Origin of the sequence: Acetobacterium sp. MES1, from assembly GCF_002237635.1 — a bacterium.
Taxonomy (GTDB): domain Bacteria; phylum Bacillota; class Clostridia; order Eubacteriales; family Eubacteriaceae; genus Acetobacterium; species Acetobacterium wieringae.
Genome location: NZ_MJUY01000061.1, coordinates 70,114 through 82,271, shown reverse-complemented (window position 1 = coordinate 82,271; position 12,158 = coordinate 70,114). Strand labels below are relative to the sequence as shown.

Here is a 12,158-nt window from a genome sequence, read left to right as displayed (position 1 = left end):
ACGATCCAGTGCGGATTTTGTGGCTGTTTTAGATGCGTTATGGAGCAATTTATTTTTTAGTTAAATAATTGTGACAGGCTCGGGCGGCTTCACGGCCTTCATTGATGGCCCAGACCACTAGACTTTGGCCCCGACGGATATCACCGGCAGCAAAGATATTGTCCACACTGGTTTGGTAAACACCGTAATCGGCTTTGACATTGGAGCGGGGATCTCGTTCCAGACCCAGTTGGTCAACCAGCAGGTCATCCGGTCCCAGAAAGCCCATCGCCAGTAAAACCAGATCTGCTGGCAGAATTTTTTCAGTACCGGCGATTTCCTTCATGGTCATCCGTCCGTTTTCATCAGCAATCCACTCAATTTCGACGGTATGGACTTCTATAACATGGCCTTCGGCATCGCCGACAATTTTTTTAGTGGTGGTACAGTATTGTCGGGGATCACTGCCATACAGGGCCACTGCTTCTTCCTGACCATAATCCAGCTTGTAGGTTTTGGGCCATTCCGGCCAGGGATTGGTTTCTGCTCGGGAGGTCGGCGGTTTTGGCATGATTTCCAATTGCAGGACGCTTTTACAGCCATGACGAATTGAGGTGGCAACACAGTCGGTACCAGTATCGCCACCCCCGATGATGACCACATGCTTGTCTTTGGCAGAGGTAAAATTACCATCGGTCAGGTTGGAGTCCAGCAGGCTTTTGGTGTTGGCTGATAAAAAGTTGATTGCGAAATCAACGCCTTTAAGATTTCGGCCTTCCACTGGCAGATCCCGGGGTTTGGTGGCGCCACCACATAAAACCACTGCATCGTAATCGGCTTTTAAATCGGCAACGGCGTAGTCTTTTCCGACCTCGGTACTGGTGACAAAGTTGATTCCTTCGGCGGTCATCAGGTCAACCCGACGCTGAACGACAGCAATCTTATCCAGCTTCATGTTGGGGATACCATACATCAGCAGTCCCCCAATCCGGTCGGCCCGCTCATAAACCGTAACATTATGGCCAGCTTTATTGAGTTCCGCCGCACAGGCCAGGCCAGCTGGTCCGGAGCCCACCACGGCGATTTTTTTATCGGTTCGCAGTTTTGGTGGGTTTGGCGTAATCCAGCCTTCTTTAAAAGCATGATCGATGATGGTGCATTCATTGGTTTTGATGGTTACCTGTGGTTGGTTTAAGCCGACGGTGCAGGCCCCTTCACAGGGAGCCGGGCAAACCCGGCCAGTGAATTCAGGGAAATTATTGGTGTTAAGCAGTCGAATTAGGGCTTCTTTCCACAACCCCTTGTAAATCATATCATTCCATTCAGGGATTAAATTATGAATTGGGCAGCCAGAGGCGCCGCCAGCAATCATCATGCCAGAGTGGCAATAGGGTACGCCGCAATCCATACAGCGGGCGCCCTGAAGACGTTGTTTTTCTTCCGGCAGCTCTAAATGAAATTCCTGCCAGTCTTTAATCCGTTCAAGAGGTTCCCGATCCTTGGGCACTTCCCGGTTATATTCTAAAAATCCTGTTGATTTTCCCATAATTGTTTACCTCCTCTCTAGTTTCCACTTACCCGGGACAGATCCCGGTTATTTTCTTCGAAAGCCGCCATTAAGGCCTCATCGCCGGTAAGACCGAGGGCTTTAACCCGTTCCATGGCATCCAGCATCCGTTTATAATCTCGAGGTAAAACCTTGGTGAATTGTTTTGCGTAGTGATCAAAGTCATCCAGGATTTTTTGAGCCAGTGAGCTGTTGGTATAATCATGGTGTTTGATGATCAACTCTTTAAGCTCAGCCAATTCGACCGCATCGGTGATTTTTACCAGATCAACCATTTCAGCATTGCAGGATTCACAGAAGTTTTCATCCAAGTCCAGCACATAAGCAATTCCACCGGACATTCCGGCGGCAAAATTTCGCCCGGTTTTTCCCAGAATGACGACCTTTCCGCCGGTCATGTATTCACAACCATGATCGCCCACTGCTTCAACAACGGCAGTAACACCGCTGTTTCTTACACAGAAACGTTCACCGGCGGCACCTCGAATAAAAGCCTCGCCTTCGGTGGCGCCGTAAAAGGCGACATTTCCAACGATGATGTTTTCTTCTGGAACAAAGGTCGCTTCTTTAGGTGGATAAATGACCATTTTTCCACCGGATAAGCCTTTACCGAAATAGTCGTTGGCATCACCTTCCAGCTTGATGGTCATGCCTTTGGGCATAAAGGCACCAAGACTTTGTCCGGAAGAACCTTTGAGGTTAATGGTGATGGTGTCTTCAGGAAGACCAGCTTCACCATAGCGTTTGGTAACTTCATTTCCGACGATGGTACCGACAACCCGGTTGACATTTTTAATTGTGGTGTTAATGACCACTTTTTCAGCTTTTTCCAAAGCAGGTTGGCAGAGTGCCAGGAGTTCGGTTAGATCCTTGGATTTTTCGATATTGTGGTTTTGCTTGATTTGACAATATAAACCGCCGCCTTCTGGAATGGCTGGTTGGTATAAAATACTGGAGAAATCCAGTCCTTTGGTTTTCCAATGATCAATGGCTTTGTTCATTTCCAGTTTATCGGAACGGCCAACCATTTCATCAATGGTTCGAAAACCGAGTTCGGCCATGATTTCCCGCAGTTCCTGGGCAATAAATTTCATAAAGTTAACAACATGACCAGGATCACCCGTAAATCGCTTGCGTAGCTCAGGGTTTTGTGTTGCCACCCCAACCGGGCAGGTATCCAGATGGCAGACCCGCATCATAACACAACCAAGAATAACCAGTGGTGCAGTCGCAAAGCCGTATTCCTCAGCGCCCAGTAAGGTTGCCACCGCTAAATCTTTACCCGTAAGCAGTTTACCGTCCGTTTCAACTTTTACCCGGGTTCTCAGGTTATTGAGTACCAGCGTCTGATGGGTTTCCGCCAGTCCAAGTTCCCAGGGTAAACCGGCGTGTCGGATACTGGTTCGCGGTGAGGCGCCAGTACCGCCATCGTAACCACTGATTAGAATCACATCGGCTTTTGCTTTGGCAACACCAGCGGCAATGGTTCCAACACCAACTTCAGAAACCAGTTTGACATTGATACTGGCTTCACGGTTGGCATTTTTCAAGTCATGAATCAGCTCGGCTAAATCCTCGATGGAATAAATATCATGGTGTGGCGGTGGTGAAATCAAGCCGACACCAGGTGTTGAATAGCGGGTCTTGGCAACCCAGGGATAAACTTTACGTCCAGGCAATTGTCCACCTTCCCCTGGTTTTGCACCCTGGGCCATTTTGATCTGAATTTCCTGGGCACTGGACAGATAGTGGCTGGTCACTCCAAAGCGACCGGACGCCACCTGTTTAATGGCACTGAGTCGGGAATCGCCATTGTGCAGAGGAATGTGTCGTTCGGGATCTTCACCGCCTTCACCGGTATTACTCTTGCCACCAATCCGGTTCATGGCAATGGCCAGACATTCATGGGCTTCGCTGCTTAATGAACCGTAGGACATCGCTCCGGTTTTAAAGCGGGTACAAATGCTTTCGACGGATTCAACTTCATTAATGGAAATCGGCGCAAGATCTTTAAAAGTCATCATGCCTCTTAACGTACAGGTTCGTTGGCTTTGTTCGTTAATCAGAGCTGTGTATTCCTGATAGGTCTGATAATCACCGTTTCGGCAGGCAGTTTGCAGTTTATAAACAGCTTCGGGGTTATAGGTGTGATATTCACCATCGGCCCGCCATTGAAAATTACCGCCGGATTCCAGCGCATTGGCATCGCCAAAGGGATTACGGTAGGCCTCATCATGACGCATTTGTGATTCCCGGGCGATTTCGTTGATACCAATACCTTCGATTCGCGAAGGGGTTCGAGTGAAGTATTTATCAATAACTTCGGAGTTGATCCCCACGGCTTCAAAAATTTGGGCACCATGATAACTTAAAATGGTTGAGATACCCATTTTTGACAGTACCTTGATGACCCCTTTACTGACGGTTTTAATATAGGTTTTGACCGCTTTTTCATAGGCTACATCGGTTAACATGCCACGATCAATCAGATCAGCAACGCTTTCGAAAGCCAGATAGGGATTAACAGCGGTGGCGCCATAGCCGATCAGTACGGCAAAATGATGAACCTCCCGGGGTTCGCCGGACTCGACAATTAAACTGACTCGGGTTCGGGTCAGATTATTGACCAAATGATGATGGAGACCAGCAATCGCCAGTGCCGATGGGATGGGAACCATTTTTTCATTGACACCCCGGTCAGAAAGGACAATGATCGTATTGCCGTCAGCAATTGCCTGATCAGCGGTAGCAAAAATGTCGTTCAGGGCTTTTTCCAGACCGTCACCACCGGTATTGCTTTCAAACAAGGTGGATAAGGTAATGGTTTTAATTCGGGGATCATTAAGCTCCCGGATTTTTTCCAGATCTTCATTGCTAAGAATAGGCATATCCAGACTGATCTGATGGCAGCTTTCAGGCAATGGATTAATCAGGTTACCTTCGCCACCGAGATAGACTTCCGTTCCGGTGATCAATTCTTCCCGGAGGGCATCAATTGGCGGGTTGGTTACCTGGGCGAACATCTGCTTGAAGTAATTAAACAGAACCTGGGATTTATCGGACAAAACGGCCAGTGGAATATCGTTACCCATTGCACCAATCGGATCAACACCGTCTTTAGCCATCGGGATAATCAATGCTTTTAAATCTTCATAAGTGTAGCCAAAAGTTTTTTGACGCTGAATCAGAGTTGCCTTATCAGTGACATACTTTGTCTTTGGTTCTGGTAATTTGGTGATCGGGATGTTATGTTTTTCAAGCCATTCGGCGTAAGGCTGTTGCGATGCAACGGCGTGTTTCAGATCTTCATCGTTGATGATTTCACCTTTTTCAGTGTCAATCATCAACATTCGTCCTGGTTTTAAACGCTCCTTGCAAAGAATGTTTTCAGGGGGAATGTCTAAAACACCGACTTCTGAGGAAAGAATAACCATGTCGTCCTTGGTCACATAGTAGCGGGAAGGACGGAGGCCGTTACGGTCAAGAACGGCACCCAGGCGAACACCGTCGGTGAAGGCAATGGCGGCAGGTCCGTCCCAAGGTTCCAGCATTCTGGCGTGGTAATTATAGAAGGCTTTTTTCTCAGGACTCATGGTCTGGTGCTTGGCCCAGGGTTCAGGGATCATCATCATGGCACTGTGAGCCAGAGAACGTCCGGTCAGACTCAAAAATTCAAAGGTGTTATCAAAGATGGACGAGTCACTACCATCGACATCAACAACCGGGAAGGTCTTTTCCAGTTCGTTCCCAAAAAGCTCGCTTTGGAGCAGGGATTGACGGGCGTACATCCAGTTGACGTTGCCCCGGAGGGTATTAATTTCACCGTTATGGATCACATAGCGGTTGGGGTGCGCTCTTTCCCAGCTGGGGAAGGTATTGGTACTGAAACGGGAATGAACCATGGCAATGGCAGTGGTCACATCGGGATCCTGTAAATCCAGATAAAACTGACCGACCTGATCTTCGGTTAGCATCCCTTTATAGACGATGGTACGGGATGAAAAACTGGCAGCGTAAAAGGATAGTCCGGCTTTTTTTGTTTTCTTTTCAGCCTGTTTTCGAATGGTGTAAAGCTTGCGCTCGAAATCCATGGTATCGGTTAAAGCCGCATCTTTTTGAATAAACACCTGTTTGAGGAAAGGCATACTGTCAACGGCGGTTTTTCCCAGATCACAAAGATCCACCGGAACATCACGCCAGCCCAGCAGGGTTTGACCCTCTTCGATGATAATGTCTTCCAGAATTCTTTCGCATTGGTTTCTTTCATTGACATCGGTGGGCATAAATAACATCCCCAAACCATAGTCGCCAGGTTGGGGCAGAGTAAAGCCTTCTTTAATCGAAGCTTTTTCCATAAACTGGTGGGGGATCTGGATCAGAATTCCGGCACCATCGCCAGTGTTCTGTTCGGAGCCCCGACCGCCACGGTGTTGTAAATTAACAAGTGTTGTTAAGGCCTGCTTTACAATATCATGGGATTTTTTTCCTTTGATATGGACAATCGCTCCAATACCACAGGCATCATGTTCGAAAGCGGGATCATAAAGTCCCTGCTTTGGTGGTAAACTAGTGTGTTTCATACGCATTTTAACCTTCCTCAGAAAAATCTTTTGTTATGACCAGAATACTATTGGTTGAGTAAACATTCAATAGTATTTATTATTATAAAACGGGAATTTATTATTTCCTTCTATATATATTATAAGTATCCATCGTCAGCGAAAGAAATATTAGTAAAATATTAAGCTTAAAAATCCCCGATTGTTATAGACAAGATGGAGTCTTATAATTATACTATAAAGACAGATAATTACCACAAAAATTTATTGATCGAATCGAATAAATGGCGCTTTTTTTATAATGTATTTTGCAAATTAATGCAATTAGTGTTTTTGAATGGCGTTCAATTGTATGCCAAAACCGCACAGTTAAGCCCTGTATTCATTTACAGATTACGTTGATTAAATCTCAACGATGTATGGGTTCGGGCTAAATGTTTTTTTAAGATTTTATTCAATAATAATAGCTCTATCATGAAACAGAACCCATTGAGTTTGCTTCCGATAGAGCTAATTGATTTTTTCTATTAAGATTTAAAACATTTCTTTACTGAGTTGGTCGATCACTTCGCTGGTAGCTTCATAAACCCCAGGGAACGAGCTGATATTTAATCCTTGACTTAAATTTGGTATAAAATAGAGTTTGCCACATTCCTCGCAGGCTTTTTTCGCATCTTCATAAATTTTTTCACGGGTCCAGCCAGGGAAATCAACCCGGCCGCTATCAATGTCGCCCATAAACGAAATTTGACCACCGTATTTTTTGATCAATTCTGGCACGTTGTTCGTTGTCATAACGCCCTGCCAGATATCAACACCCATTTCGATCATTTCTGGAACGAGCGTCGCAGCATAGGAGTCACTGTGGTGAACAATCAGTTCAACACCATTGGCTTTCCAGAAGCCGTAGACTTTCTTGTAGGCAGGCAGAATGAACTCATCAAACATTGCCGGAGAGATAAATGTAGAGATTTGGCTGCCCCAATCGTCATGATGGAATAAAGCATCGGGTTGAATATGTTTGAGATATTCATTGGCATAAGCCAATTCATACTCAACAACATAATCGATCAGTTCTTTCATGGCTTCGGGTTCTTCGTACAAAGCCATCAGAGCATCTTCCATGCTCATCAGATGGTGGGTCATTTCAAAAATACCAGGAGCACAAAATGCGGTGACAAATTTGTCGTTGCGGTCAACTGAATTGGCATGGGCAACGGCAGCAGCCCAGGCTTCTTCTGAGGTTTCAATGGCCGGAGCTTTGACTTGGTTCTTCCAATCGGTGATATCTTTTAAGGCCTTGTGTTCGTCATCATGCATGGGAAATGAACCGATTTGATCGGCAGGCCAATCGAAGGTGATGCCCCATTTGTTTTTTACTCGTGTACCAGGAGCAGGTGCCAGCGGTAAATCCATGGGAGCCTCCATGATCAGATCCATAAACTCGTATTGATTGACAAAGCGATCGGGGTTTCCGCCTTTGATGGTTTCCATTAAGTTTTGTCGTTTTGTTAACATAATAATACCTCCTGAAATTTTGGTATGTTTAATAGAATGGTGGAAATGTTAGGTTTTTGGAATTGTTGTAATTAATTTTTTAAGAAGGATGAATTTAAGCGGTAACCAGCTCTTTCGCTTTAACGGCAGCGCTACCGGCATCAGGGGCATAACCATCAGCACCGACTTCAGCAGCATATTCTGGGGTGACCGGGGCGCCGCCAACAATCACTTTCATCTCCGGATGAGCGGCTTTAATGGTCTGTACTGCTTCTTTTAAGGCTGGCATGGTGGTGGTCAATAGACCGGAACAGGCCACCAGTTTGACATTGGCATTGTCTTTAACCGCCTGAACAAAGGTATCAGCAGGGACATCAACGCCCAAATCAACCATATCAAAACCAGCACTTTCAATCATCATCGAAACCAGGTTTTTACCGATATCGTGAAGGTCACCGGCAACCGTACCGATGATGCAGGTGCCCAGCGAGGTGGAACCATCGCCAGCCATCAGTGGCTTTAACACTTCCACGCCTTTTGACATGGCTTTGGCAGCAATTAGCATTTCCGGGACAAAAATTTCGCCGGATGAGAATTTGTCCCCAACGATGCCCATGGAATCAACCATGGCCTGGAGAATTTCTGCAGGTGAGCTGCCTTCATCCAGTGCTTCCTGTACCAGTCCGGGGACCAGTTTTGATTTTCCAGCTTCGACCTTTGCTTTGACTTCTTGAATTTTTGACATATTTTCCTCCTTGTGTGGTGTTTTTATTAGCGATGCTTACGTGTGTGCGTAAGCGAATCGTCAAATACATAAAAGTGATGAGTAAAACGAACACGTTTACAACCAATATTGTAATTGCTTGCGAGCAATTACAATATATATGATCGATCGCAAAAAGTCAACTAAATTCGTAAAATAAAAATAAACAACCAAAAAAAGCCTTTAGAAAACGATTAATATCTAAATAAAACAAAAAATAAAAGATGCCGCTATTGTTTGCGAACAATAGCGGCATCTTCGATATACAAATAATTTTTTACTTGCGTTAATTGGGGATATTCTTCGAGCAATCGATCAATGGTACAGTTGGCTGAGCTGATTAGAGACTTAATTAGCAAATGATTCGAATCAATTTTTAGCGAGTAAAACATCTGATTGATACAGAGATCGAAAATTTCTTCTTTTGAAATTTGGATTTCCTTTTCGTACTGCTTCATGGTTAACGCCCGAATTACCCCAAAAGAGGCAGTTACAGCACAATCCAGGGTGAGACCTTTGTCGGAGCTGGCAATTTGATTGTTCTGGGCAACCAATGTTTTATATAGTTCATAAAGATTGCCATCCCGGGTGGCTTTTTCAAGTAAATCGAATTTATTCATTTCGTAAATAAAGCGGTCATAGTGTGGGTCAATTCCGGTCAGCTTAAAATGTAATTTAAAAAAGGTGATTAACTGTAACAATTCATCATCCGTGGGGAGATACTTAAGCAAATGCGAATAGAGCGTCTCATAATTGTAATTGAGCATATCACTGGCGATAATGTCTTTGGTTTTAAAATAATAGGTGACCAAACCCAGATTGACTCCAGCTTCTTTGGCGATCATGGTGTTTGGTGTGTTGGCGTAACCGTTTTCCAGGTATAGCCGTTTGGCGGTATTATAGATTTTATCTCTGGTATTCATGGTGGCTGTCCTCATTCTTTTGTAGTATAAGGATATAATAGCATAAAAAATGAAACGTCGTCCATGTCTAATTTATTTGTATGGAGACTGTGCTAAGTTATTGAGATGGTAACAAGACAAAAAGATAAAAAGAAGCGAATCAAGATTTAAGATGTACATATTCGGGTAAAAATTATATAATTAACTAACAGCCGAAAGTTTGAAGCTGATTCAATCCTGAAATTAAGAAAGACGAGGGTTATGGAATGAATAGACTTAAGTTATTGCTTGTGTTGGGCGTCGTGATGATATTGGTGTCCGTTCTGGTAGGATGCGGCGGAAATACAAATAGTGGCAGTACTACCGGTCAATCTAATGTTTCGAGAGATACCGTGTATGAGTTTTATGATAAGGTGCAATTAGATCAGAACAAGGAACAGGTCGATGCCGAATTGGGTGTGCTTCCGACCGAAAGTGCCCAAATGAAAAACAGCTTTGCATATGTGAATGATAACACCGGTTTTGGGGTGAGTGTTTTGTTTGACGAAAATGGATTGGCTACCAGTAAAACCTTGTTTTATCCGATGACCGAAGATCTGGCTTTTCTAACAACAAAGCCGGTAACCGAGGCGCAGGCAGAGAGTATTCCTGATGGAGCGACGTACGACGAAGTCAAAAAGATCCTCGGCGGCGATGGGACCGAAACCAGTGCAACGCAGATTCCCTTTGAAGATAATAAGGTTAGCTATATAAGGGTTTGGGTTAACCAGGATGGAACCATGCTTCAGGCAGTCTTTCTAACGGATGGAACCACCAGTAATGTGATGTTTTTTGATTAATGAGAACAATATCTCAAACTGTCTTTTGGCAGCTTGAGATATTTTTTATCGGGTAATTACTATGGCATCTTATCCGGCTGCTGATATGGTAATAAAAATAAAATTAGGTTGAATGTTCGCAAGATTTCAGGAGTGGAGAAATGATATCAGTAAGTGCCACAATCATATTAGTTTTAGTCATTATAATCGGCCTTGTTTTTGCATTGACAAATGGGCTTCACGATGCCAGTTCGGTGGTGGCAACCTTTATCAATTGTGGAGCCGCCAGCCCGAAACAAGCCATTGCGGTCGCCTCTATCTTTGGTCTGATTGGGGCGGTAGTCGGCGGGAATCTGGTGGCTGATGCGATATCAGAGCTGATTGATCTGCCAACCGATGCTGCTTTATTGACGATTCTTTTTGCGGCAGTTTTCGGAGCGACCTTATGGAATTTAATAACCTGGAAATTGGGGTTGCCTTCCAGTTCCACCCATGCACTCATCGGCGGAATCATTGGTGCTGTGATTGTATCTTCTGGTTATGAACATATTTTATGGGGCTGGGCAGAGCTGATTGGTGAGAGCCACCAAATCACCGGTATTGTAAAAGTGATTATGGCCTTGTTTTTGTCTCCGGTTATTGGTTTTGCGATTGCCTTTTTTCTGGAAAAAATGACAAAGCTGCTGTTGCGTAATGCCAGGGTTTCCATCAATAAGCGGATCAATAAAATTCAGTGGTTCATCGTGGCGGGTCTTGCTTACAGCCATGGGTCCAATGATACCCAAAAGATTATTGGGCTATTCACATTGGCTCTGGCCGCCTGGAGCGGCACGGTTGTTCATTCGGCACCGCTATGGGCTCGGGTCAGTGGTGGAATTGTCATGTTCATGGGCACCTTGCTGGGTGGATGGAGTATCATGAAGACGCTGGGACGGGGCATTTTTGATATTAAACCGCTGCATAGCTTAAATTCGCAATTATCCTCGGTAAGTTCGATTTTAGGGGCAAACCTGGTTGGGGCACCGGTTTCAACAACGCATGTTGTCGTTGGTGGGATTATGGGAGTAGGTGCTGGCGATGAATATAAAATGGTTCATTGGGGTATCGTTAAAGAAATTCTGGTAGCGTGGTGTATTACCATTCCCTTGTCGGCTTTGGTATCCGCCTTTATTTATACCATAACAACAGTTATTTTTAATGTGATTTAGAAAGTGAGAAAAACATAATGGAGAAAAGAAATATAATTGATCGGATTTTTCCAATAAAATATCATTTTCATCAGATGCTGTTTATGCAGGCCCAAAGCAATGCATTGGGGGTAGGTGCATTATATGATTGGTTGAAAAGATCAGCAGAATCGGATTGTGAAGCATTGACCCGATATGTAAAGGAAGCGGATGAAATCCGGATGGAAATGGAAAAAAATCTGACGGAAGCATTTGCAACGCCTTTTGACCGGGGGGATATCTACTCAATATCGGTAGGGATGAACCGGGTTCTTAAATACGCGCAGTCAACGCTGATTTCCATGAAAACCTTTGATGTCAAAGCCAATGAAACCATCATCAGTATGGTGGAACAGTTAAACTTAGGCGTGGAAATTTTTGCTGAGGCGGTTCAAGATCTTAAAAAGAACCATGGCAAATCTGAGGAAGCGGTGGGCAAAATGAGAGCGACCCACCGGGAAATCGAAAAACTCTATATGGATGGCATGGTGTTTGTATTTGCTGGAACCGACCCCATGGAGGCTCTAAAGAAACGGGAAGTTTATCATCATATCAAAGATGCTTCAACAAACCTGGAAGAAACGGTGGATGTACTGCATCGGATTATTGTGAGGCTGACATAAAGCTGGTTATTAGATAGCTAAGAAACAAAATGATATGAAGAAAAGTCTATGGATGTAGATTCTTTTTTTGGCGACCCTTTCAATAATGTGAGGCGCTTTAAGACAGTATTAAGAGTAAGTGATGTTAAAAATATATGGAATAATTTTATGATGTTTGATTTACAAAAGAAATCGATCCGTTTAAGCAAATATAATATTAAAATCTTTAAGCATTGTCTGAAATG

General features: G+C 44.3%; 8 protein-coding genes. 3 read left to right on the top strand and 5 right to left on the bottom strand.

Annotated features, from left to right (window positions below; genetic code table 11):
* Positions 1-49: 49 nt before the first annotated feature.
* The 5 genes from BI182_RS17060 to BI182_RS17040 all read right to left on the bottom strand — a co-directional run bounded on the left by BI182_RS17060 (position 50) and on the right by BI182_RS17040 (position 9,288).
* Positions 50-1,525, bottom strand: coding sequence for a glutamate synthase subunit beta (locus tag BI182_RS17060; RefSeq protein WP_286809781.1), 1,476 nt, complete (start codon positions 1,523-1,525; stop codon positions 50-52).
* A 17-nt stretch (positions 1,526-1,542) separates the two neighbouring features.
* The gene (gene gltB / locus BI182_RS17055; protein WP_286809836.1) at positions 1,543-6,126 is read right to left on the bottom strand and encodes a glutamate synthase large subunit; all 4,584 of its coding nucleotides are present in this window, start codon (positions 6,124-6,126) and stop codon (positions 1,543-1,545) included.
* A 513-nt stretch (positions 6,127-6,639) separates the two neighbouring features.
* A complete protein-coding gene (locus BI182_RS17050; RefSeq protein ID WP_070370250.1) occupies positions 6,640-7,623 on the bottom strand; it encodes a uroporphyrinogen decarboxylase family protein in 984 nt (327 codons plus the stop codon).
* Between the two features lie 94 nt (positions 7,624-7,717).
* Positions 7,718-8,347: a cobalamin B12-binding domain-containing protein gene (locus BI182_RS17045; RefSeq protein ID WP_070370249.1), complete on the bottom strand. Its 630-nt coding sequence runs from the start codon at positions 8,345-8,347 to the stop codon at positions 7,718-7,720.
* Positions 8,348-8,595: 248 nt separating this feature from the next.
* Positions 8,596-9,288: a TetR/AcrR family transcriptional regulator gene (locus BI182_RS17040; protein WP_070370248.1), complete on the bottom strand. Its 693-nt coding sequence runs from the start codon at positions 9,286-9,288 to the stop codon at positions 8,596-8,598.
* 245 nt (positions 9,289-9,533) lie between these two features.
* Between BI182_RS17040 and BI182_RS17035 the strand changes: the two genes are divergently transcribed.
* The 3 genes from BI182_RS17035 (at position 9,534) to BI182_RS17025 (ending at position 11,934) form a co-directional block, all read left to right on the top strand.
* Positions 9,534-10,106: a hypothetical protein gene (locus BI182_RS17035; protein ID WP_286809746.1), complete on the top strand. Its 573-nt coding sequence runs from the start codon at positions 9,534-9,536 to the stop codon at positions 10,104-10,106.
* Positions 10,107-10,246: 140 nt separating this feature from the next.
* The gene (locus tag BI182_RS17030) at positions 10,247-11,293 is read left to right on the top strand and encodes an inorganic phosphate transporter (protein WP_286809741.1); all 1,047 of its coding nucleotides are present in this window, start codon (positions 10,247-10,249) and stop codon (positions 11,291-11,293) included.
* A gap of 17 nt (positions 11,294-11,310) precedes the next feature.
* A complete protein-coding gene (locus tag BI182_RS17025; protein WP_228878295.1) occupies positions 11,311-11,934 on the top strand; it encodes a DUF47 domain-containing protein in 624 nt (207 codons plus the stop codon).
* Positions 11,935-12,158: the final 224 nt, after the last annotated feature.